Source organism: Paenibacillus sp. FSL k6-2145 (assembly GCF_037976585.1).
In the GTDB taxonomy this organism is placed as follows: Bacteria; Bacillota; Bacilli; order Paenibacillales; family Paenibacillaceae; genus Paenibacillus.
The window spans coordinates 5508381-5531125 of the sequence record NZ_CP150267.1 but is presented as its reverse complement, the minus strand read 5'-3'; the positions used below and the strand labels follow the sequence as shown (position 1 = coordinate 5531125).

Below are 22745 nucleotides of genomic sequence, written 5' to 3'. Positions count from 1 at the left end.
AAAAGCACCGCGTGCAGCTCCCAGCGCGCGGTGCTTTTTGCTGTATGACAGTGGTCGGCCGAACTACATGGTTGCAAAGTTAGACGTTTGGCGCGGATTTTAATTCTAACGAACACAGGAGTAGCTATGCTGCAGAACCAGCCCCTTTTTCACACTATATCTTACATTTTGCAGCGAATAGGGTTTGTCATGTTCGTTAGAATTTTAATGGCTTGATATTGACCCGAATAAGGTTTCTGAGGTTCGTTAGCACTGAGCAATCATGCGAAATCGAGCTGGTTCGAACCTCATATACAGCATAAGCAAATAAGCCACCCTCCGTTTGCCGTACGGAGAGCAGCTTGCAGTTAAGCATCTAGCGAAGAAGCTGAAACAGAACAGCGAAGAAGATAAGGAACAGAACAGAAAGAGATCAGATCACCCATTACACTAGCAATCCTTCCTTCCCAAATGCAACGAAGGTTGTTTTCTATTTCACGAATTCATTTCAAGTATTAACCTTGTTGTGCTTCCTCTTCACCTTCGGCTTCTGCCGCAGCTTGGCTTGCTGGAGTCATCAACCCTTGAACTGCCCCCATAAATGGCTGAATCTGCTTAATCATGCCATACCCCATTTTGACCACAGGTGTAAATTTCTGGATCATGCCAAACAACCGCATACCACCGCCTAACATACCTCCAATCGAGCCTGCACCGCCAAAGCCACCTAACAATGAACCTAGCATAGGCATGAAAGATGATACCTGGGCTTGCCTAGACGTTGAACGAGACATCGACCGGGATCGCACCTGCGACTTACGAGTGCTGTTCCCCCGTTTACGGTTCCGAGAGGATGCTGTTTTTCTCGTAGCCCCTGCTTTAGGTTTGGTTTTGCGAGCACTGCCTTCAGATGAGGGTGCTGTGATTGCGGCCTGAGTAAGTTTTCCGCCCCCGGTAATCACTAAGCCTGTGGGGTTGACACCAGAGATGTAGCCAACGTACGTTTCCCCATTATGAAGAGTCACGCAGACTGGACGATCTTTGAACCGTTTTGCCTTGACGTGTATTTCATTGGTCTTAGCCATGGAATTCACCTCACTTGACTTGATCTACTTCAGTCTACGCAATGGGTGGACGACTTGCCTGTGCGAATAGTACATCCGTGTGCCGAAATTGAAAAATGACCAGCGCTTCATTGGATAGAAATACACAGCAACGAGATAATGCTGGAAATTTTTAGATTGGAGTAATTATTGATGGAAAGATTGCTTTGTGGAACCTTTGCCATCTCCTACCTCAACCTCCGTATATGCTCCGTTCTCTCATTATTTCATTTAATTCAGTCGCACGTAATTTAGCCGGTGCAGACTTCGCTCTGTTTTGAGTCCAAATCGTTTCTCCACAAGCCACAATGTGTGATTCAAATGTATTCTATCTTCATTCATCGTGATCCGGTGACGTATGTATGATAAGTTCAGGTGCGGCGTTATATCTTTCCTACTCTTTACCAGCATATAACGCTCGACGTCGTTCGAGGCATTCACAGCTTCCTGAGCATACTGAATTGCTCGCTCGCGATGACCCAATCTGCGTTCAATTTCTGCAAGCAGCGCATATCGCATCCATTGCTTTTTAATCAAAAGCAGGTGTTCCCTGGCCTGTTCACTCTGCCCGTCTTCATTGTGAAATAGTTTGAGGGGCCTAACTCTTTCTGTAAGCAACCTTGTGAAAAGCATTGATATAACGAAACAGTGCCTCACCATCATCAGGCACATGCGTGCTTCTGTCCAGTGGCAGCATCATTGCCTGATATGGTTCTGGCACCATTCTATATTGATGGACATAGGAGGTCAAAATGAATCCGTTGCGTTGCCAGAACTGAATGCGTTCCTGATGAGCCCCCGTTGTCCCGGACTCCGCCTCGATAATTATCCCTTTGATCTCATGTTCCCTTAATGCCCAGGCTCTGAGCTGCTCCAGCATCCAGGTTCCTATGCCCAACCCGCGCAGCTTCTGATCAACTGCGAGGTAGTCAATGATCAGAATGCGGTCCACAGCCTTCCCCTCCAGTCCAGTAACAGCCATTGCAACCACTTTTCCCTGATGCACGCCCGTGTGTAAATAACCAACCCCTCGGTCCAGCATACTGCGCAGAATCACTTTTGTCTTCGCACCGCTTTGAAAGGCCTCATGATAGATCCGCTCCATCCGTGCCCACATTGCTTCATCCCACTCCTCTATAGTAGTAAACTCTAATTCCAGCATCTCGTTCGCCTCCAGAATTTTATTATACTGACTTCAAGACATGTAAGAGATATTCCTTCCGATTGAATCGGATGCGGCGAGAACAGAATTTCAGTCGTTCCATTGGAAGGAATACCGATATCATCGCCAACCAAACCTTTAACATCGAATGAAATGAATAAAAGAACGCGATAATAGCGACTTGAATATAAAATCGGTGCTCAACCTGTTCTCTTTATAACGCCAATTTGGTCAGGAATTGTTCAATCTCGTCCATATACCCAGCGGTGGTAATACTTCTTGGAGCAAACAGGAATCTCAGCCCTATTCTCCATTCCGAGCCTGCAATGGATGTAGGAAGCATCGAATGCTCCGTATTTTGAAAAATCTTCTTGTGAAGCAAGTACGACGGCTTGACTTCCTGACGATATGCACGCTCGGTATCCTTGATATCGACATTGACGTCATCTTCTCCAAGCAATAGCAGGACTGGTGTTTTGAAATTGTGCAAATCCTCCGTTGCATCCACTGTGAAGTTTTTACTCACAAAGTTCCAACGATCCTTGTTCATCTTCTCCTCACCTTGACGAGCAAGCCTAATGTATTCCTCATAAGAACCATGACGTTTCAACACATCATTGATCTTGTTATCGTAATCCACCTGTGCTTGTATCTCAGTGGCCGAAAATCCATCCTGGGCCATTTGACTCCGTGTGTTGTATTCTCCCTGTCTCAGCCAATTGATCGCTGGAGAAACAAGAATACTAAATGCGAGATTTTCCTTGCCTGCAAGCTTGGGAATGACCCACCCCGCCTGACTCGCTCCCCATACACCAATTTTGGAAGCATCAATCATCGGTTGCTCTTTCGCCCAAGCGATAGCCTGCTCGGCTTCAACTACGCGATCATCGATGCTTTGATTCAGCCAGTTTCCTTCAGAACCACCTATGCCGCGTTTGTCCAGCGACAACGAAGCGTATCCTATGGAAGCAAGACGCTCCCACAATGGCTTATATCCATCGCTATGTGTCGAATCAATTGGACCATCACCATGGATGAAAAGCACGAGTCCCAGCTTGCCTGATTCGTTCACAGGCAGAGACAGTGTGCCTGTCAGTTTGCCTTGTGGGGTTTGAATTTCGATGTGTTGTTCGACCATACTGTAGTCCTGTTGCACAATTATGTACGTTCCTGTACCAACAATTAATAAAATGAAGACGAGTAGTGAAATCCAGATTCTTTTACGTTGAAGCATGATATTCTCCTTTGCGGGTCATATAATTCCACTGTTGTTCACCGAGAAGCATGCCGGTCATCCAGCTTTTTGTACTGTTTTGTGTGTGAAACTGCAGACGTTCGTACATCTGAATGGCTTTCAGGTTGTGACTTGCCACATGCAGACTGAGATACGACATCTGCGGGGACTGCAGCATGTATTGCTGCGCCCAAGCGAGTAATTGTCTGCCGATTCCCTTGCTCTGATGTTGTGGATGCACAACGATATCCTCGATGTAACATTCCTGCGTCACAGGTTCGTGTTTCAGCAAATGAATTCCCGTTAACATCAGAAGGCGTCTCCAAGCGCCGATGTGATTGCAAGCGTCCCAGACCTGGGAACCTCTCACCTTTCCAGCGATCTGTTCATGAGAGCCTTGCTTCCACTTCAACGACATCGTGCCCACAATAACATCGTCTTCTCGTGCGACCACGCGCAGATTTCCAGTATCTTGGGGAACATGATGCAGCATCTGCTCAAAGGCTGTAGCCAGATCTGACAAGGACATTGAAGTGGATCTCTGGAATTTATGTCCAAATCCATAAGCCATTAGTTCGCTGGCTATTTTGTAACGATCAGGCTGGATGCGTTCAATCTGAACGAGATGTGTCATAAGGCAACCTCCTGTTCTGTTATGATCTGTGACAGTAATTCATAATGAAGCTTGTCGGGTGTGAACAACGATAAATACGATTTTTCCACCATGAGTAGTGGCCCCTGACAGACATATCCCACCTCTTCAGCGTTAGCATAAAAATACTGAATGTGAGCAACCAGTTGTTCTTCATTTTCCACAAAAAGATGACAGGAGAGATACGTACCCGCTGGCAGCATCAGATGATGCATTCCTTCCTGAGTGGGAGTGTACATGCCTACGAGGCCGGACGAATCGTAGACATAATGGAGATCTGCTTCAAACAGATTGGTGATCTTGCCTTTGTGCTGTACAAGTGTCTGCGCATTCAGCGTGGCAGTAGCCTCCATCTCAAACCATAGCGATAGCGGCGTGGCTTCGCGCTGAATGATGTTATATGCTGTCTCCACCGGATCTGCAAGATGTGCTTTTTCCTCCAATAACTTCTCCATAAAATGCTTGGTCTCCTGAAGTTTCTTAATCTCGGCTTTGGTATCGGTCAATGCCTGATGAAAGAGCAGTGTGATCTCTTCGGGAGTCAGACGTGTAAGACATTCTTTGATCACTTGAACGGACAGCCCCATCTTACGCAGCAATAAAATATGGGCAAGCCTGTACACTTCATCCATGCCATACATTCGGTACTGATTATCAGCTGTGTAAGCTGGATGCAACACTCCCTTTTCCTCAAAATAACGAATTTGATGTACCGATACGTGCATCAGCTTGGCCAATTCGCTAATTGTAATTTCAGCATTCACTGTCATCCCTACCTTCGCTTCTTCCTGCACATAGCATAAACCTTAGGTCCGACCCAAGGTCAAGCCTCGTTTTCAATTCAAATCAGTTTTTTCACAGATGTACAAAAAAAGCAAGTCATATCGCTGACCTGCTTTGGATTTGATTTCTATTTTCGAGGCGGTATTACAATGAATGTAATCATATTATTGGGGGGGATGAAGTGAATTAGAGGATTTTCTCTTCTTACTTATAATATTGCTGTTCCTGTAAGCGTTAATCAGCATAGGGATTGCAATCAGTAAACTGACGATCATCGGTATGATGGAGGCTTCAAGCCCGAAGCTTCCTCCAGTCAGAAGTGTTGAACCTGTCATTTGAACTTCAAATAAACCGTCCAATGCCATGCCCGAAACTGGAATACCTAACATGCCCTCAAACGCATTCCAGGCAAAATGGAGTCCCATGACAAACCACAGGTTTCGCCGCCACAGAAATCCTGCCCCCAGTAACACACCTGCCTCTATGAATATCGCAATAGAGCTCCAGATAGTGGCTCCAGGGTTAGCGAGATGGGCTAAACCAAAAAAGAGCGAAGTTACGGCCAACGCGATCCAGCTTCCGATCAGTCTTTCCATCGCTTGCAGGAACAAACCACGGAACACCAACTCTTCTACAATAGCCGCACTAATCGCCAAAGCGAATATGGGCGTGATGGAATGTTCGGTAGACCATGTGAACGTATATCCCCCAAGCAAAACAATGACACCGACAGAAACCCCAATAAAAATCAGTCCAACAAACGCACCAAAAATGGTCTCGGTTCCTGCCCTTTTTCTATGTATCTCTTCAACATTGCGCTGACCTGCTAGAAATCTCATGATAAGCCAGTATATAGCGATGGAAAGAACACCTCCAGCCAGGGCCAGCACAATAGATATGAAGCCATCCGAACCAATAAATATCCTGCTAAATATTGAGCCAAACACTACCAAAATAAATGCTCCTGCAAACATCCATACCAACGGAAACTGAATAATTTTCCTCATCTGAGGTCCAACACTCCTTACTTGAATGGTTTGAAGTCTCGTGATCAAGTCTCCCTATAGCTTATGATGTGCTTATTAGTATCAGCTCTGGTCTAGGTCAAAAGTAAGTTTGGTTTAAACTTATTTATTACTCAATGATACACAAAACGGGCAAGCCACATATGTGACCTGCCCGTTGGATTAATGAGTGCGTGTACTCAAACATATTCTGTCCATTACGAGTACTTAATGATTGGATTGTCCGTTTGCCCGGCATCTATAGCTGGTCACGCCATATAGCCTGCGAATATTTAAAATCACACCGGATCGAGGCTCATCTCAATATTGATAATAATCCTTCGGTAAAAGTGTGCTAATTCAATTTCTTGTTTTCCCTCAGATATGCTCAATATACATCTCATTCAAAATATGACCTATACGATATGTGTGCTCTGCCAATTCAGATTTCACATATGATTCAACATCAGTCTTTTCGATATTGTACATGACCTCCATTTCTCTAGAAAAAAGAAGGTGTCCCTCATTGATTTTCTGCTCCAACGAGGTTATCTGTTTTGGTTTCAGATCAACATCCAGCACCTGCTGAAGTGCTTGCACATATGTTTCAAGAGAACGCGCTCCGACAATTTTCAACCCTTGGTTCTCTTCATTCACAATGATAATTGATGGGAAACCTCTAACTCCCAAACTAGCGACACTCTCAAAGTCTTCCTCTAATAACTCTTGTGCAGATTGCTGTGCAGCCGCCTCAACCACTTCTTTACCATTCAAGCCCAGTTGATTGACGATATCCGTCAGCACATCATCTTCTCCAATATTTCGATTAAATGCAAACACGGCTTCACGCGCACGTCTTAAAAAGTCCTGCTCTTTACCAGGGTGTGTACTCTGAATCACCTTAAATACGCGAGATGGCGGATAGGAAGAAAGTATTGGATTATCGTGCCATAAGGAACCGTCGATGGGCATGCGTGAATGCTCACCCACTTCCTTCCAATGCTCCGCAACGTCCGAAGGTTTCTGAATCCCGTTAGCGCCATCCGAGAAACCATTCCAGTTAGCCAGTAGCCCACCCATTTTGATTTGCAGCGTAAAATAATGGCCGTATTCCTCAATAAACCGATGAAGCACAGGCTCAAGCGCCCAGCAGTGAGAGCAAATCGGATCTGTTGCGTAATAAAGAGTTATCTTTTTCTCAACGTGATTCAGATTGATTTCTTGCATAGCCTCTTCCTCGCTCACACCACATACGCCTGTTTCCAGATCACACATCATAGATTCGTTACTCACGTGTATCCCGCCTTTATCTTGTCTTATGAATTGATTTTCTTGTGTTAGTTTGATTATAATGTCTACAATCTTCTGAACAAGTACGATTCTTTTTCTGACTTAGTATCAAAAAGTATACTATTGGAGGGTATCAAGTGAAATACGAGTTTAATTTCGATCAGTTATGTCCAGCGACTTATGCATTTCAGGTCATTGGAGGCAAGTGGAATCTTCCGATCCTGGCAATCCTCAGTGAAAATGACTGTATACGTTACAATGAATTAAAAAGAAGACTGCCTGGCATTACCGGAACGATGTTAACGAACTGTTTGAAGGATTTGATTCATTACGGCATCGTGCATCGGGAGCAATATAACGAGGTGCCACCGAGAGTGGAGTATTCGCTCACAGAATCAGGCAAGGAATTGGTTCCTTTAATTGAATCCATGGTAATATGGGGTCAGAAAAATATGACAGCAGGCGTGAAGCAACAAGATATATAACTCCTGGCCTAATTTAACCCCTTACCATAGATGTTCATTTTTGAATCGCTCTGTACACTTTGTTCAACGGTAAAAAGGCTATTTCACTGGACTATCATGTCCTTTGAAATAGCCTTTCCTTTATAAATACAAGACGGCCGCTTGTTTACGACGTGTACACATCTAACTATTCAGGTCGTCATCTTCCTCATTTCCTAAATACATAACCGTTTTTTCTCCCTCAACCAATCTAATGATCTGCTTTCGTAATTTTGAAGGAAATAAAGGTAGTTCGTTTATATTTTTAATTTCGAGCCATTCATATTCCACTTGATTTTCGTCACTTGGCAGAATAGAACTATCTTGGTCCATCAAACCTATGTACTCGCATAAAAAAACAAAATCTACACGATGAAGAGCTTCACCGTATACCCCTTCAATGACAAATTCCAGTGATAACGGTTCTACATCTATTCCGATTTCTTCCGCAACTTCACGCTTCACAGCATCCGTCAGCGTTTCACCTGCATTCTGGCTCCCACCAGGCAGGATGTAGATGACTTCATCATTATCATCCTGCTTCATTGCAAGCATTCTCCCGTCTTTAATGATCAATGCTTTTGCAGAATTTCTAATCTTTCTCTCCATTGCTAATCCCCCATATATATCTGTATCATGTTGTTGAAGGTTGATTCCATTTTACATCACGATTTCCATGAAGAATATTTTAACACATACATCTAAACAAATTCTGAACAATCAAATCAACTCACTCTTGGCGACCTCCATAAAAGCAGCCATAGACGGAGAGATCCATTTTTCCCGATGCCAGAGCATTTGCGCAGAAAAGGATACATCTGATAAATCCCACGGCAGAGCAACCACTTCCCCATCGCTCAACTCTTTCTTCAAAGCCATTTCAGGTAATAAAGCGATCCCTAGACCAACCACAACACATTGTTTAATGGCTTCTACACTATGAAACTCCAGCTCTGTCAGAGCATCTGCACCTTTCTTTGTTATGGATTGGTCAAAATAAGTGCGATACGAACAGTTCTTTTCGGTCAGCAAAAAATGCTGTTTGTGGAAGTCATCAATGACCAACGCGGAACGCGATGCTAACATATGATCGGGAGAAACCACCATTTGAAAGGTCTCATCCTTTAAAAACTCTGACTGAAGGTCTTTGGAATTCATAGGCTCATCCAATACAAAAACGACATCGGCATGCCCTTCTCTCAGACTCGATTTAAGCTCTTGCCCAGACAGGGGGCGGAACAATAACCGCACACCAGGATAGTCCGCTCGGAAGCGTTTGAACAAGGCTGGAAGAAGATATGCACACAGCACTTCATCTGCTCCGATCACAACCGTTCCCGCCAATTCTCCGTGCTGACTGGATATGCACTTTGCTTCCTCTACATCGTTTAATATCTTAGTGGCGTAAGGCAGAAACTGTTGGCCAGCATCCGTTAACACGACCTTTTTGCCTAATCGATCCAGCAATTTCACCCCAAGCTCTTCTTCCAGCGATTTGATTTGCATGGTTATGGTAGAGGGTACATAGCTCAATAATTCAGCAGTTTGACTAAAGCTGCAGGTCGATGCAAGTGTCCAAAAGGTTTTTAGCTGGCGTATTTCCATGAATCAGGCACCTCCTAAGTTCAAAATAAATGAATGATATGTTCGATAACGTTTCGTTGAATTGATAATAGACGTATTGTAGAGTGAAATCAAGTTATTACTATTTTATAAGGAGAATCAATCTATGAACAATTATGAAACATATAACCTTGGAGATACATTACTTCTATCGGGACAACAGCTCCCTCAAGCCTTTATCGCTTACAAGACCTATGGAAACTTAAATGCGGCAAAGGACAATGTTATTGTTGTCCCAACATGGTTTGCTGGAATTCACACAGATAATGAATGGTTAATTGGAACAGACAAGGCACTGGACCCCAGTCGTCATTTTATCGTTGTGCCCAATATGTTGGGTAACGGATTATCGTCCTCTCCAAGTAATACCCCTGCCCCATACGATAAGGACAACTTTCCCCTCATCTCCATGTATGACAATGTGCGCGCCCAACATCAACTCATCACTCAAAAATTTGGTATCTCCAAAATTAAACTTGTTGTGGGCTGGTCTCTGGGAGCCATGCAGGTTTATCAATGGGCAACCAGTTATCCTGAGATGGTCGAACGTATTGCCCCCTTCGGAGGAACGGCAAAGAGCAGACCGCATACACAGTTGGTATTCGAAGCAATGATCGCGGCGTTACAGGCAGATTCAAATTATGAAAATGGTAGATATGAGCGCCCTCCGGTTGCCGGTCTCGCAGCGATGGGAAGAGCTTATGCTCCATGGGGGTTCTCGCAGGCGTACTATTTGGAGAAATTGTACCAATCTGAGGGTTACGACACCTTGAAATCTTATGTAGAAGATTACTGGGATCAGGTATTTCTTCCCTTCGATGCTAACGACTTGATTACCATGTTGCGTACAGGAATATATGGAGACATTAGCGATAATCCCGTAGATGACGGCAACTTCGAACAGGCATTAAGCAAGATCACTTCTCCTGCACTCGTTATGCCAGGATCAAGTGACTTGTTCTTCACACCAGAAGATAGTGCGTATGATGCTCAGCATATGCCAAACGCTGTGTATCAACCTATAGAGTCCAAGTGGGGACACTGCTTTGGAATCGGAGCAAACGAAGAGGATTCAATCGTTATCGATCGTCATTTAAAGCAATTTTTGGAGACATGAGTAAAAAAAGAAGGAGTACAAAGTAAAAAAAGTGCACAAAGCTCATTTATCTTTTCTCCGCTACGACTCAAAAGTAAAAAAAGATACCGCTTCTCGTCAATAACCTTTATATCCCGTTCCCCCTTTCTCGTTTAGAATATTTTCAAGAAAGCGTTATTGAAATATGACTGATAAGGGGGAAAAGAAATGAACAAGAAAACGAAAGCCTTAGTCTTGTCTGTGTGCATGTCAACCTTATTACTCGCAGCCTGTAGCAATGGAAGCGGTGCTGATAAAGGTTCAACGACGGACACGGATTCCAACGAGGCTGGGACGACAACCATTCATACCGTAACATCAGAATACTCTTCTGCAAAATATCCAAAGGGCGACGATATCACCAACAATGTATGGATTAAGCGATACAAAGAGAAGTTTAATATCAACGTCAAAACAGACTGGGTTAGCGATGAGTACGATACCAAATTGAATTTGGCTATCGCATCGAACGATCTTCCTGATGTATTCAGAGTTAATCCATCACAACTGAGACAGTTAGTCGAAGCAGATATGGTCATGGACCTTTCCGAGGTCTTTGATCAACACGCTTCAGATCGTCTCAAAGGTTACATGGAAGCAGATGCAGACAGTTACGAGTCTGGAAAGAAGGACGGTAAGCTGTACGGGATACCACAGATGCACTGGGGATTAATTGAACAACCAGACTTCATCTGGATCCGGAACGACTGGAAAGAAGAATTGGGAGTCCAAGATCCGAAATCTGTGGAAGACATCAAAAATATCGCATTAAAATTCATGGATAAGCATGGCGGTTATGGTATAGCGGTAGACCAATCGTTGGATTACCTCAACCTGCTCGCCATTGCATGGAATGCGCATCCGGATATGTGGATGGAGGATAGCAATGGAAAACTCGTGTACGGCTCCGTGCAGCCTGAGATGAAAAATGCGCTGGCTGAGTGGTCAGAATGGTACAAGCGAGGCATCATTGATCCGGAATTTGCAATCAAAGACTTTAATGCGATGAACGCGGACATTGTAGCCGGCAAAGTGGGCATGCAGCCTTATTACCAGTGGTGGGGTTATAATCCGGGTGTCGATACGGTATCCAATCTGGGTAAGGACGCCATCTTCTACCCTTATATCATCCCTACTGTTGATGGGAAAGAAGCCAAACAATCCATTTTCTTCGCCAACAACAATTATATCGTCATGAAAAAGGGATTTAAGAGCCCTGAAGAAGTGATCAAAATTTTGAACGACTATGCTTATATTGTGGATGAAGGCAATGGCAAGGAATCCACAGAAACGTTATCCGCCTTGCTGGACAACGATATTGCCCATGTTGTTGGAGCGTTCCGTGTACTTAATCCGAATTCCGATTACGAGCAATTTGAGGCGGTCTCCGCTGCCCTTCAATCCAAGGATACCAGTGGGCTCACGACGTCGGGTATGTGGCAAAAATATAACAACAGTGTGGAATTCATGGAGAATGCAACCCCAGGAGCAGTTGGTGATTATTTGCAACAAGGGGCTCCAAAGAATGCGTATGGTCTTGCCAAGAAAGTACTGGACAGCGAGAACTATACAAAGACGGCCCTATGGGGTGTTACGCCAGAAATACTTTCAAGCTACGGCACAACCTTGGATGATATCCTGACCGAAGGTTTCACCAAGATCATTATGGGTAGCGAAAGTATCGATTATTTCGATGTTATTGTCCAGAATTGGCGCGCAGCCGGGGGCGATAATGCAACCCTGGCAGTTAATGAAGCCTACGGGAAGAAATAATCTCGTTTGTCACAAAGAGGGGATGAGGGGATCTCTCCCCTTTATTTGATAGCGATTACATTTGGCGTACGATGAACGGAGGAATATGAATGTTGAGAAAATGGAAGCAGCAGAGTCCTTACCATCTCATGTTGATTCCAAGCCTGGTCTTGGTCTTCATCTTTTGTTACATCCCTTTCTATGGACTTATTATTGCATTTCAGAAGTACAATCCGGGTCTCGGCTTTAACTCGCCATGGGTAGGATGGGATAATTTCACCCACATATTTAATCAGCCGAACTTCGTAAGAACGATCTGGAATACATTGTACATGTCTGTCTTTAAGATTATCGGTGGTATAATCGTACCCGTAATTTTCGCATTACTGCTTAACGAGGTACTCCACAGTGGAATCAAACGTACATTTCAAACACTTGTCTACATTCCGAACTTCCTCTCTTGGGTCATTATGGCCGGCATCATGCTGGATATCCTTAGCTCCGACGGCATTATCAATACATTTCTAAGTGTATTTGGTATTGCACCGATCTCCTTTCTTGGCACACCTTCTATTTTTCCTTGGACGATGATTGTCAGTGACATATGGAAAGGTTTCGGGTTTGGCACGGTTGTTTATTTGGCAGCCTTGACCAGTATTGATCCGGGGCTTTACGAGGCCGCGGTGATCGACGGAGCGAAACGGTGGAAGCAGACCATCTACATTACGTTGCCTCTCCTCATGCCAACCATTGTTTTAATGACCGTACTTTCACTTGGAAACGTACTCAATGCTGGCTTTGACCAGATCTATAATCTCTACTCCCCTGTTGTCTATCAGACCGGTGATATTATTGATACCTATGTCTACCGTCTGGGAATTCAGCAGGCACAGTATTCAATTGGTACCGCTGTCGGGTTATTCAAATCGATCATTTCCAGTGTTCTGGTTGCCGTATCGTATATCTTGGCTTACAGAGTGGCTGGTTATCGTATCTTCTAAGAAGGAGGAACTCACATTATGATCTATGATAAAAGTATGAGCAGGCGTGTATTTCTTATCATAAACTACACCATATTGCTTCTAATCTCTCTCCTATGTATCCTGCCGTTTATCAACCTGCTGGCTGTTTCATTCAGCAGCAGCGCGGCTGTATCTGCGGGGAGTGTTACGTTCTGGCCTGTGGAATTTACGACAAAAGCCTATGAATTTGCATTAACTGGAGGATCATTTTTCTCCTCTCTCTGGGTAGCCATTCAACGAACCGTTATCGGAACGTTGGTGAATCTGGTTCTGATCGTACTCACAGCTTATCCCCTCTCCAAATCCAAACAAAAATTGATGGGGCGTAATATCTATATGGGATTTTTCATAATAACCATGTTATTCAGTGGAGGACTAATTCCAACCTATCTCGTGGTTGTCAAAATGGGACTAATCGATTCCATCTGGTCTCTGATACTGCCTGGGGCCCTCCCCGTATTCAGTATGATTATCCTCATGAATTTCATTCGGGGGCTGCCCGAGGAAATTGAAGAATCAGCAATTATCGATGGTGCTGGGCCTGTACAGGTATTGCTTCGTATTCTACTACCACTTCTCAAGCCCGCTCTCGCTACGGTTGGTTTGTTCAGTATCGTTGCCCACTGGAATTCGTGGTTCGATGGCATTATCTATATGAACAATCCAGACAATTATCCATTGCAAAGCTACCTCCAGACCCTCCTGCAAAGTTTTGAGCAAATCATGCTGAAATCTGGGTCAGATTATACGCAGCTGTTGTCCATGATGAACGCCAGAACGGGGCGCGCCGCTCAGATGTTCTTGGGTGCCATTCCGATTTTACTCGTGTATCCGTTTTTACAAAAATATTTTACCAAAGGTTTGGTGCTAGGTAGCGTCAAAGGGTGAACAAAAGGGCTTGCAGTTCATACTGCGAGCCCTTTGTTTATATCTAAACTTATTTTTATGATCGTTGTACCGCATTATGAGATGCTTAAATGAAAGCATGAATGACTATTTGGCTTCTATGATGGCAGGCAGCAGAATGGAGAAAATGGTACCTTCACCTATTTTACTCTCCACCTGTATTCCATAGGGTTTCCCAAAATGGAGTTGAATCCGCCGCTGTACATTATGCAATCCAATCCCATTCGTTCCCGTACTTGCACCGGGCTTCTCTTCCAATAGATTCTGCATCGTATGATGATCCATACCAACGCCATTATCGCAGATTTCGATTACAACTGTATCCACCCGCAGTTGAATCCGAATGGTAATGATTCCGTCTTCCTCAAGCTCGGCCAGACCATGAAAAATCGCGTTCTCCACAATGGGCTGCAGGATCATTTTGGGCATGTGATAATCCAACACTTTATCCTCAATCTCATACCTCATCTGAATACAATCATAGTACCTGACATTCTGGATCGTTACGTAATTCGTTATATTATCGAGTTCCTCACGAATGGTTACGAGGGTTCCATCGGATTTTGTTGCATAGCGGAGCATCGAGATTAGTGCATCGGTCATTTCCACGATTTTATCAGCCTGCTGCATCGAGGCAATCCATTTCACCGACCCAAGGGTGTTATACAGAAAATGAGGCTTGATCTGGTCATGGAGCGCACGCATCTCGGCCTTGGCTTTCTCTATTTCTTCCTGCTGCATCCGCTCGACCATTCGCTTCAATTCGTGTGACATTCTGTTAAATCGAATGGATAAATGTCCAATCTCATCTCTGGAGCCAATAGGTTCAACTTGTTCAAACTGCCCTTTCTCGACTAGAGCGATATTCCGTAGCAGTTTTTTAATGGGAGTTGTGATCACGTGAGATAAAAAGATGGATATGACGGCAGCAAAAAGAACAATGACTATGGCAAGCGTCACCAGATTACGGCCCAATATTTTGCCATCAGCAGTCAGCTCATCCAAAGGCATATATAAGTAAGTTGTCCATTTTTGCTGACTAAGGGGACTGGTCACCACAACATTTAGTGATTCAGGCGGACGAACGTTGTCCCGGAACAGTGTCCCGATTAATCGTTCGTTCACGTTGTATACGATTTTGTCATCCTCATCAACGATCATGAATCTGGAGCGCAGTCCTTCCTGCAAGTTTCGGTTGACGATTTCAATGAATTTGATATCAATGCTGACAACAATCACGCCAAGCAGTTTTCCACTAGTCACATCATGAATTTTGCGAGCGTGTGACACTGCCAGTATTTTATTCTCCAATTGCTCATCGATTCGTGTTGTGAGGGTAATGGTTCGATCCTTATCATGCATGAACTTTTTAAACCACAATTCGTTTGCTACTTTGAAGTTTGGATCAATTGGTTGATGTGGACTGACAAAAAGGTCTTGCCCCCCGTTCATATTGTAGAGGTAAATGGAGAATACGCGATCTTTCATCATGATGTAATTCATCAGAATATTGTATGCGGCAATCTCATGTTGTTCATCACCCTCTCGCAGGAAATCCTGGATCGGAAAACTCCCTTCATGAGTCGCAGACAGATTGTCACTAAGCCCATTGCTGGCTAGCAGCGAAATTTTCTCAATCTCCTTGAGGAACTCGTCAATGCGAATATTCGTCTGTTTGGCCAGATCGTTTAGCAACGTTGTATAGTTCTGTGCCAACAACCGCTCTGAGGAGTAATACGAATTGATTGTCATCACCAATACCGGAAGGATAATGACCGTCATACAGATCACCATAATTTTGTACTTGATTCGGAAGGGCCGAACATGCTTCATATGCTGCACCTCTATTCACCGATTACATTCATCCCTGCTGTAATTCTCGATATTCCTCCGGAGTGACACCTACCGATTTTTTGAAAATCTTACTGAAGTACGTGTAATTATGGTAGCCCACCTTTTCTGCGATTTCATACACTTTCATTCCTCTGCTCATTAGATACGCCTTCGCATGTTCAATTCGAACTCGGGTCAAGTACGTGATAAAGTTCTCTCCTCGTTCCTGTTTGAACACGCGGCTGAGATAAGACGGATTCACACTGATTTGGCTAGCGATACTTTGCAGTGAGATATCTTCCGCATAATACTTGTCGATCAATTCAGTGGCGAGATCGGTGTAAGTGCTTTCCTGTTTGATTTGGGAATCGGTATGGAAGTAATACGCAATATGAGCAAGCATATCTTGGTGGATATCCTCCCAATACTCCCCCTTTAGAACAATTTCATAGGGTGATTTCTCTGTTAAAGAAGGTGCACCTCTTTCCGTAGCTCGGGATAGATGGGAATGTATCGTTTCCATTACCATGATATATTGCTTGCGAATGCTATTCTCATCTGCTCGTAGCTGTTCCAGATTGGATCGGATTCCTTCAAGGAACTCTTCCGCCTTTTGGTTGTCTTTGCTTACCCACAACTTCAACAAATCTCGTTCTTGTTGCGGGCTCAAAGCCCCCTTAACTTCATGTCGATCTGGGGATTGAACCATATGCTCGTAATACAATACCTGGTTGCTACCTGTGAAGAAACCTTGTTGTAGAGCCATTTCCGCCTCTTGGCAGGCCTTCCTGATGTGAAGGAAACCGGAAGTCATTCTACTTACCCCAGCCGTGAGCGACAGATTCATAAAATCCTTGATCGAAGACAGCAATTTATTACATAGTTTATTCAAGTCGGCGTGTACAGATTGGCTCTCAGGAAGTACATTAACGATCACCCAATATTCAGAGGAACTTTCAACAAAAATCTCTTTCTCCCACTTCGATGGAATGATCTCTTCCATAATATTAAGAATTGAAAATCGGAGCAGCTTTTCCCCCTTCTCTACATATTTCCGCTTTGCATCCTCGTAATAATTCACGATGAACTTCATGACAACCAACTGGTCCGAACGTATACGAAAATGCAATTCTTCCGCTTTGGTGACGATATCTTCCTCACTGATGAATCCGCTTACAATATCTTGGAAGAAACTATCCTTTAGATATCTTAGGCTCTTGGAATAGTCCTGTGTTATAGAGGGTGTGTTGGTTGGGTGAACATGTTCACTTTGCAGTTTCTGTCCAACAGTGCTCAGGAGGTCAATAAGGGAGGATTCGGTGATCTCGCTTTTAATCAAATAATCTGAAGCACCAAGTTTTAGTGCCTCTTTCACATAATGAAATTCGTCAAAATTACTCAGGATGACATACTTACAGGTTTTCAGTACGCAGGAGGCCTCTTGTATAAGCTGCAGCCCATCCATAATCGGCATCTTGATATCCGTAATGATTAGATCAGGCATCACTTCAAGCGCAAGGCTTAATGCCTCTTTCCCATTTCCCGCTTCACCAACAACATAGAAATTGTACTCTTCCCAATTCAGCATGGAACGAATTCCAACCCGCATGAGCAATTCATCATCTACGATCATCAGTTTATACATGATATCCCCCAACATGAACCATTTTTAGATATTTTACCATTAAACGAACTCTTGCAAAGATGTCTAGCGAACCTTATTGCATTGCGGGTATCATAAATATCACTTTTACAGAACGTATGTTCCTGTTATAATCAGATTATCGTATTTGATGTAGCATAAAATGACCGTATGGAAAGGATACATATCATGAATTTATACAAGTTTGAATTAACGGTGAACGGATATCTATTACGTGTTCATTTCAGCGCATCTGAAGAAAGTGGGTTAAAATGGTGCAAACGAGTTGCTTCTGAATTCCAGAATAACGTTGCCAATCTGGAGATCAAGGTTGATATACATAAAAAGCAGAAACAAAAGCATGCACGGGAATATCAAGGAAAGCCATATCTGTATGATAGGACACTAAGGAAAAAGCCGCTTGCGAAGAAAAATAAAACGGCTGAATCATCTGTTGTTATGTAAAGGGGACTAAAAGACTTTAAGATTCTCATACTCTTGTCCTTCCTATCCTTCAAGACTAAAGATAAAAGCCTGCTCCTATGTGGAACAAGCTTTTATCCGTGTCAGTTGTACTATAATGCCAAGAAAGATTTTTGTTCAACGTTTAGGGCGTGTCTGAAAACTCCGAAGGAAGCAGATTTTGCCGAATTTTCGTTCCAAGCCAGAAAGTTTTCCGCAGGCGTGCCGGGGCACGTCAAGGGAAAGTGACGCAGCAGGGGGCGAAAAGGCGATAAAAGATGCACTTCAGCGAGTTTTGAGACACGCCCTAGTATCTCTCTAATTCCTTAAATATCATATAACGATGGACACCTCTGACAGCATGCATTGCTTCGTGTAATTGCTGAATCGCAGTCTCGCGTTGTCCCGCTTTTAGTTCGATCGCTGCAAGAAGCGAAGATCTCATCCAGACCTTGTTAATGGATTTCAAGTGTTCCCTCGCCTGCTCGCTTCTTCCTTCTTCCATAAGCAAATACGTTTCATAATATGTACGATAATCCGATCTACGCATATTCTGCACCGCAGTACGAACAGCTACCAAGTCGTTGTGATAGGAGCCGTAAGCTGCATTATATACTGCTTGTGTCCTTTTATTCGTGTCCTCATTTCTGATGCGCTCTATTGTGTGTTCCAATTCATCATCAAGTCTGTTTGCAAGAGCGTAATAGATATAAAGCTTTGGGGTATTCTCCTGTCTGCGTAGAAAAGCCTCCACGCGCTCCATGCGTGTTTCCCAACCAAGAGGATAAAAAATACGAATGGTAAACATGATCAGAGTAGCGGTGAGAACGACCCCAAGTATCCAAAACAGAGATTGGTCATTCATCTTCATGTACACAACAATTAAAAATACGGCCAAATAAAAAACAATATCCCACTTATATTTTCCCATCATCCATCTCCTTCATAGACATAAAAAAACTATTATATCAAAACAAACCCCAAGGAGTATATGTACTGCATCCTTTGGGGTTTAGTTAAATTTATAAAAATTGATTTATTGAAATTTTCTTCATTAACGACAACCGACAGCATTGTCTACTCAATAGACTGAAATTCCTTTCACGCCCCGGCGTCTCCAATCATTTGTCGTTCAATTTGTTTCATTTCATAAAAATAGCCTTTTTGCTCCATCAGCTCGGAGAAGGAACCCGATTCCACAATCATGCCTTGGTCCATGACCACAATCCGATCCATCTCTTCCAATCCCGTCAGCCGATGGCAGATCAGGAGAAGTGTATCTTCGGAGGCCTGTGCAAAAAGATGCTGGAGCACACGTTGTTCTGTGACGTAATCCAGTGAGGACGTCGGTTCGTCCAGCAGCCATAACCGTCCTTTGCGTAGCATCGCCCGTGCCAGAGCCAGCCGCTGCTTCTCGCCATCTGACAGGTTCTCCCCTTTTTCATACACCATATCGGTCAACAACTTATTCGGCAGTTGCACTTTCTCCAGCACAGCCGATATTTGTTCATCCGAATGTTCTTCTCCATTCAGCAGCAGATTATCCCGGATGGTTCCCCGGAAGAAATGACTTTGCTGCAACACTACATTCGCTCTTTGCCAAATGCTCTCTTCATTCAGTTCCTTCACCGGAACATCGTTTAACCGTATATCGCCAGACGTTGGTATACGCAGCTTGAGTAACAAATCGATAATTGTTGACTTACCTGACCCGCTCGGCCCGACAATCGCTGTTTTGGAGCCTGCTGCAAGTTGCAGGGAGAGCTCCCTCAGCGCCGGTCTCCATTCCCCTTCATATTGGAAGTTAACACCGGATAGTTCAATCGAAACCGCCTGATCGGCTGACACTTCACCGCTTGGCTGTACAGGTTGCACATCGGAGCTTGGCACCGTTTCCGCCAGTCGCTGAGCGGCGTGTTCACTGTCCTGCTTATATAGAGGTAATATAGCCATTGCCGCAGCTTCTTCGAACACGGTCTGCGTGGCCAGGATCAGCATGGCGAGAAATACACCGGCAAATGCTCCATTCACAATTAAAAAGGCGCTCAGTGCCAGCACTCCCCATGTAACAAGATACGTCACAAAAACGTGCATGGATTGCCCGCGCAGCAAGTGCGAAGCGGCTTGCCTCTGTTCCGTTGCCAATGCAGCGGAAGCCCGCTGAAGCTGCTGCTCACGCTGTTCCAATTGGCCGTATACTTTCAAATCCCTGAAACCATACAATACTTCGGTTACTTCCGTGGACAGCAAGGCACGTTGCTGGCGGACACGTCCGTGTATTTTTCGCTGACCTAACAAGACAATACCTGGTACAACAAATGCCGTGATCAGCATACCTAGTACTAACAAACACGCAATCCAGATCGAAAAGGCCGAAGTGAACAGCATGGTAGCCAAAAACACCATAACGACCATGATGGGTGGATACGCGACCCGCAAAAAGTAATTTTGCAAGCTTTCCACATCACCCACGATCCGCGCAAGCAGATCCCCGCTTCTGTTTTTGTTCAATATACCTGGCGTTACCGGGATCAGTTTGGCAAAAAAGGACGTCCGCAAGCGGCTCAGCATGGAGAATGTTGCCCTGTGGGAATACAAGCGTTCTCCGTAGCGGCTCGCCGCTCGAAGGAAACCAAGCAGTTTGACCATGGAGGTGAGTACAATTAAGGTGTACAACGGTGGCGCAAATACCGTTTGCGATATCATGTAACCACTCGCGGAAAAGAGAGCTACACCTGCTATGCCGGCGATAAATCCGCCCAATATCGAAAGCAGAATATCCTTGCGCTCCTGAATCATCGCTTTTGACAGAATCGTCAGCTCATTCATACTAACCCTCCTTTCCGTTGTACATCCACCATCTCCGCATATTGAGGCAGGCGCGCCAGAAGCGCTTCATGATGTCCTGAATCCACCAACACCCCATTGTCCATAAACAAAATGTTGTCTGCATGTTGAATTGTATATAAACGGTGCGCCACCGTAATCATCGTTGCCGTTTTGGCTAATGCCGCAATGGATTGTTGCAATACCCGCTCGGTGTGCAGATCCAGTCCTACGGTGGGTTCATCGAACAAAATGACAGCTGGTCGCTTCAGAAAAGCACGTGCTAAGGCAAGTCGCTGCTTTTCCCCACCAGATAATCCCCGGCCACCTTCACCAACAAACGTATCCAACCCCTGCTCCAATTGTGCAACAACGCCAGCAAGTCCTGCTTCCTCTGCTGCCTGCTCAATTTCAACTCTGGAGACGTTCCGACCCGCGCCAATCGCGATATTTTCGGCAAAAGTACCTGTAAAAATATACGGATGCTGTGTAATGTAGCTAACACGTTCAAACCATGCAGCCTCATCATGTTGCAAAAGCTGGCTTCCGTTAACCAGAACTGCTCCCGAATCTGGTTTCAGCAAACCAGCAATGAGATGGAGCAGCGTGGTTTTACCTGATCCACTTTTGCCTACAATAGCGATCTGTTCTCCCGGTCCAATCGAGATCTGTCCTGTCTCAAGTCCAAAGGAATCAGGGGTGTATTGGAATCGGAGATGGTCCAGTTCAATGGTTGGTGGCATTGGAATCAACTCGGCACGAGCTGTACGAAGCTCTTCCGTCTTTGCAATTGCATCGACATCGGTTAATTCGCTTTGATCCGATCCATCTTCAGGCTCCGTTTGTGTGCTCTTGATATTTGTTTCTTCAAGCATTTGTTCCACCTTGCGAATGGCCCCCATGCTGGTTCGCCCGCTGTGAAAAGCCGTTCCCGTATTCTTCAACAAACTGTAAAACTCAGGGACGAGTAACAACACGAGAAATGCTGTGTGGAAGCTCATCGATTTGAAAACCAGTAATTGAATAGCCAGTTCAAGCGCGACAATACCAATGCTTAACATCACGATCGATTCCAGCATAAACGTATTTGTAAATGCAATCTTCAAAATGCCCATGGTAGCATCACGATACCCCAGACTACTGCGTTCAATTTCCTGTTGCTGACGTTTAGCCCGTCCGAATATTTTTAACGTAACCAGTCCCTGAAGTGAATCCAGAAATGTACCGGAAAACTCAGCCAGTTGCGCGTATTTTTCTTCTGATTTGTTCTTCGTTTGGAGCCCAACCAAGATCATGAACAGCGGGATAAACGGTGCCGTAAACAGCATAATCCAGCCTGTGTTGGCGTGCTGCGTAAATGTAACAACCAGAATCAGAATCGGGATCATCGCGGCTTCCATCATACGCGGCATGTACTGACTGAAATAACTGTCGGCTTCATCCACAGCATCCAAAGCAACACTGACCTTTCCTCCCGTCTGTCCACTCAGGGTTGAAGGCATGGAAGCGCGGGTCAGGTTCTGCAACACAGATGCTCGCATATTCGTCTTGGCGCGTGCTGCCATATGCAAGCCCACTTTCCCATTACCATACGACAACAGTGAGCGTACAGCCATAACAACCAGTAATAGGACAAGCAACAGGACCACTGATGAAAAGGAAGCTTTCTCTACAAAGATTCGCTGGACTGCTTCAGCCACCAAGGTGGCCTGGCTTACAATAGCTACACCAAGGGCCAGCGAAATGATCGCAAGGAGAAGCCTGTTTTTTCGTTGTAAAGACATTTGCTGCGAGATCAGATTGAATTTGGCTCTCCTCTTCATTGAACGCTCCT

The 22745-nt window shown here is 44.6% G+C and carries 21 protein-coding genes; 6 read left to right on the top strand and 15 right to left on the bottom strand.

The window, feature by feature from the left end; translation table 11 throughout:
• Nucleotides 1-494: 494 nt before the first annotated feature.
• The 8 genes from NZ043_RS24500 to NZ043_RS24465 form a co-directional block, all read right to left on the bottom strand.
• On the bottom strand, nt 495-1064 hold the full coding sequence (locus NZ043_RS24500) for a hypothetical protein (protein WP_289392616.1): 570 nt from the start codon (nt 1062-1064) through the stop codon (nt 495-497).
• A 249-nt stretch (nt 1065-1313) separates the two neighbouring features.
• Nucleotides 1314-1619 carry a hypothetical protein gene (locus tag NZ043_RS24495; protein WP_339309461.1) on the bottom strand — a complete coding sequence of 102 codons (306 nt, stop codon included), beginning with the start codon at nt 1617-1619 and terminating at the stop codon, nt 1314-1316.
• Nucleotides 1620-1680: 61 nt separating this feature from the next.
• Nucleotides 1681-2244 carry a GNAT family N-acetyltransferase gene (locus NZ043_RS24490; RefSeq protein WP_091030368.1) on the bottom strand — a complete coding sequence of 188 codons (564 nt, stop codon included), beginning with the start codon at nt 2242-2244 and terminating at the stop codon, nt 1681-1683.
• Between the two features lie 214 nt (nt 2245-2458).
• On the bottom strand, nt 2459-3478 hold the full coding sequence (locus NZ043_RS24485; RefSeq protein ID WP_339309460.1) for a CocE/NonD family hydrolase: 1020 nt from the start codon (nt 3476-3478) through the stop codon (nt 2459-2461).
• On the bottom strand, nt 3465-4112 hold the full coding sequence (locus NZ043_RS24480) for a GNAT family N-acetyltransferase (RefSeq protein ID WP_339309459.1): 648 nt from the start codon (nt 4110-4112) through the stop codon (nt 3465-3467). The genes NZ043_RS24485 and NZ043_RS24480 overlap by 14 nt, the downstream gene beginning before the upstream one ends.
• On the bottom strand, nt 4109-4900 hold the full coding sequence (locus tag NZ043_RS24475) for a MerR family transcriptional regulator (RefSeq protein ID WP_339309458.1): 792 nt from the start codon (nt 4898-4900) through the stop codon (nt 4109-4111). The genes NZ043_RS24480 and NZ043_RS24475 overlap by 4 nt, the downstream gene beginning before the upstream one ends.
• A 177-nt stretch (nt 4901-5077) precedes the next feature.
• Nucleotides 5078-5920 (bottom strand): type II CAAX endopeptidase family protein, encoded by an 843-nt coding sequence (locus tag NZ043_RS24470; protein WP_339309457.1) that lies wholly within the window; start codon nt 5918-5920, stop codon nt 5078-5080.
• A 375-nt stretch (nt 5921-6295) separates the two neighbouring features.
• Complete coding sequence (locus NZ043_RS24465; RefSeq protein ID WP_289392609.1) at nt 6296-7210, bottom strand: DsbA family protein; 915 nt, start codon at nt 7208-7210, stop codon at nt 6296-6298.
• Nucleotides 7211-7344: 134 nt separating this feature from the next.
• Between NZ043_RS24465 and NZ043_RS24460 the strand changes: the two genes are divergently transcribed.
• Nucleotides 7345-7692, top strand: a complete 348-nt coding sequence (locus tag NZ043_RS24460) for a helix-turn-helix domain-containing protein (protein ID WP_036615751.1) — start codon at nt 7345-7347, stop codon at nt 7690-7692.
• 162 nt (nt 7693-7854) lie between these two features.
• Here the strand turns inward: NZ043_RS24460 and NZ043_RS24455 are convergent, their stop codons facing one another.
• Together NZ043_RS24455 and NZ043_RS24450 are read right to left on the bottom strand one after the other, a co-directional pair.
• Nucleotides 7855-8319: an NUDIX domain-containing protein gene (locus NZ043_RS24455; RefSeq protein ID WP_165980276.1), complete on the bottom strand. Its 465-nt coding sequence runs from the start codon at nt 8317-8319 to the stop codon at nt 7855-7857.
• 111 nt (nt 8320-8430) lie between these two features.
• On the bottom strand, nt 8431-9315 hold the full coding sequence (locus NZ043_RS24450; RefSeq protein ID WP_339309456.1) for a LysR family transcriptional regulator: 885 nt from the start codon (nt 9313-9315) through the stop codon (nt 8431-8433).
• A gap of 124 nt (nt 9316-9439) precedes the next feature.
• Between NZ043_RS24450 and NZ043_RS24445 the strand changes: the two genes are divergently transcribed.
• The 4 genes from NZ043_RS24445 (at nt 9440) to NZ043_RS24430 (ending at nt 14130) form a co-directional block, all read left to right on the top strand.
• On the top strand, nt 9440-10450 hold the full coding sequence (locus tag NZ043_RS24445; RefSeq protein ID WP_091030390.1) for an alpha/beta fold hydrolase: 1011 nt from the start codon (nt 9440-9442) through the stop codon (nt 10448-10450).
• 186 nt (nt 10451-10636) lie between these two features.
• A complete protein-coding gene (locus NZ043_RS24440; RefSeq protein ID WP_133384802.1) occupies nt 10637-12241 on the top strand; it encodes an extracellular solute-binding protein in 1605 nt (534 codons plus the stop codon).
• 89 nt (nt 12242-12330) lie between these two features.
• Complete coding sequence (locus NZ043_RS24435; protein WP_036615758.1) at nt 12331-13221, top strand: ABC transporter permease subunit; 891 nt, start codon at nt 12331-12333, stop codon at nt 13219-13221.
• Between the two features lie 18 nt (nt 13222-13239).
• Nucleotides 13240-14130 carry a carbohydrate ABC transporter permease gene (locus tag NZ043_RS24430; RefSeq protein ID WP_036615762.1) on the top strand — a complete coding sequence of 297 codons (891 nt, stop codon included), beginning with the start codon at nt 13240-13242 and terminating at the stop codon, nt 14128-14130.
• Between the two features lie 105 nt (nt 14131-14235).
• Here the strand turns inward: NZ043_RS24430 and NZ043_RS24425 are convergent, their stop codons facing one another.
• The gene (locus NZ043_RS24425) at nt 14236-15981 is read right to left on the bottom strand and encodes a sensor histidine kinase (RefSeq protein WP_133384801.1); all 1746 of its coding nucleotides are present in this window, start codon (nt 15979-15981) and stop codon (nt 14236-14238) included.
• Between the two features lie 28 nt (nt 15982-16009).
• Nucleotides 16010-17626: a helix-turn-helix domain-containing protein gene (locus tag NZ043_RS24420; protein WP_165980173.1), complete on the bottom strand. Its 1617-nt coding sequence runs from the start codon at nt 17624-17626 to the stop codon at nt 16010-16012.
• Nucleotides 17627-17812: 186 nt separating this feature from the next.
• Between NZ043_RS24420 and NZ043_RS24415 the strand changes: the two genes are divergently transcribed.
• Nucleotides 17813-18088, top strand: a complete 276-nt coding sequence (locus NZ043_RS24415; protein WP_133384799.1) for a hypothetical protein — start codon at nt 17813-17815, stop codon at nt 18086-18088.
• Between the two features lie 304 nt (nt 18089-18392).
• Here the strand turns inward: NZ043_RS24415 and NZ043_RS24410 are convergent, their stop codons facing one another.
• The 3 genes from NZ043_RS24410 to cydD form a co-directional block, all read right to left on the bottom strand.
• Entirely contained in the window at nt 18393-19019 is a 627-nt protein-coding gene (locus NZ043_RS24410; RefSeq protein WP_143023566.1) for a hypothetical protein, read from the bottom strand.
• Between the two features lie 167 nt (nt 19020-19186).
• On the bottom strand, nt 19187-20914 hold the full coding sequence (gene cydC, locus NZ043_RS24405) for a thiol reductant ABC exporter subunit CydC (RefSeq protein WP_133384798.1): 1728 nt from the start codon (nt 20912-20914) through the stop codon (nt 19187-19189).
• Nucleotides 20911-22734 carry a thiol reductant ABC exporter subunit CydD gene (gene cydD / locus NZ043_RS24400; RefSeq protein WP_339309455.1) on the bottom strand — a complete coding sequence of 608 codons (1824 nt, stop codon included), beginning with the start codon at nt 22732-22734 and terminating at the stop codon, nt 20911-20913. Before cydD ends, cydC begins: the two co-directional genes overlap by 4 nt.
• Nucleotides 22735-22745: the final 11 nt, after the last annotated feature.

Coding starts and splice junctions, on each gene's coding strand:
- NZ043_RS24490 (WP_091030368.1), bottom strand. CDS start 2,244: ATGCTGGAATTAGAGTTTACTACTATAGAGGAGTGGGATGAAGCAATG.
- NZ043_RS24485 (WP_339309460.1), bottom strand. CDS start 3,478: ATGCTTCAACGTAAAAGAATCTGGATTTCACTACTCGTCTTCATTTTA.
- NZ043_RS24415 (WP_133384799.1), top strand. CDS start 17,813: ATGAATTTATACAAGTTTGAATTAACGGTGAACGGATATCTATTACGT.
- NZ043_RS24430 (WP_036615762.1), top strand. CDS start 13,240: ATGATCTATGATAAAAGTATGAGCAGGCGTGTATTTCTTATCATAAAC.
- NZ043_RS24410 (WP_143023566.1), bottom strand. CDS start 19,019: ATGATGGGAAAATATAAGTGGGATATTGTTTTTTATTTGGCCGTATTT.
- NZ043_RS24480 (WP_339309459.1), bottom strand. CDS start 4,112: ATGACACATCTCGTTCAGATTGAACGCATCCAGCCTGATCGTTACAAA.
- NZ043_RS24450 (WP_339309456.1), bottom strand. CDS start 9,315: ATGGAAATACGCCAGCTAAAAACCTTTTGGACACTTGCATCGACCTGC.
- NZ043_RS24435 (WP_036615758.1), top strand. CDS start 12,331: ATGTTGAGAAAATGGAAGCAGCAGAGTCCTTACCATCTCATGTTGATT.
- NZ043_RS24445 (WP_091030390.1), top strand. CDS start 9,440: ATGAACAATTATGAAACATATAACCTTGGAGATACATTACTTCTATCG.
- NZ043_RS24440 (WP_133384802.1), top strand. CDS start 10,637: ATGAACAAGAAAACGAAAGCCTTAGTCTTGTCTGTGTGCATGTCAACC.
- NZ043_RS24475 (WP_339309458.1), bottom strand. CDS start 4,900: ATGACAGTGAATGCTGAAATTACAATTAGCGAATTGGCCAAGCTGATG.
- NZ043_RS24425 (WP_133384801.1), bottom strand. CDS start 15,981: ATGAAGCATGTTCGGCCCTTCCGAATCAAGTACAAAATTATGGTGATC.
- NZ043_RS24455 (WP_165980276.1), bottom strand. CDS start 8,319: ATGGAGAGAAAGATTAGAAATTCTGCAAAAGCATTGATCATTAAAGAC.
- cydD (WP_339309455.1), bottom strand. CDS start 22,734: ATGAAGAGGAGAGCCAAATTCAATCTGATCTCGCAGCAAATGTCTTTA.
- NZ043_RS24420 (WP_165980173.1), bottom strand. CDS start 17,626: ATGTATAAACTGATGATCGTAGATGATGAATTGCTCATGCGGGTTGGA.
- NZ043_RS24470 (WP_339309457.1), bottom strand. CDS start 5,920: ATGAGGAAAATTATTCAGTTTCCGTTGGTATGGATGTTTGCAGGAGCA.
- cydC (WP_133384798.1), bottom strand. CDS start 20,914: ATGAATGAGCTGACGATTCTGTCAAAAGCGATGATTCAGGAGCGCAAG.
- NZ043_RS24500 (WP_289392616.1), bottom strand. CDS start 1,064: ATGGCTAAGACCAATGAAATACACGTCAAGGCAAAACGGTTCAAAGAT.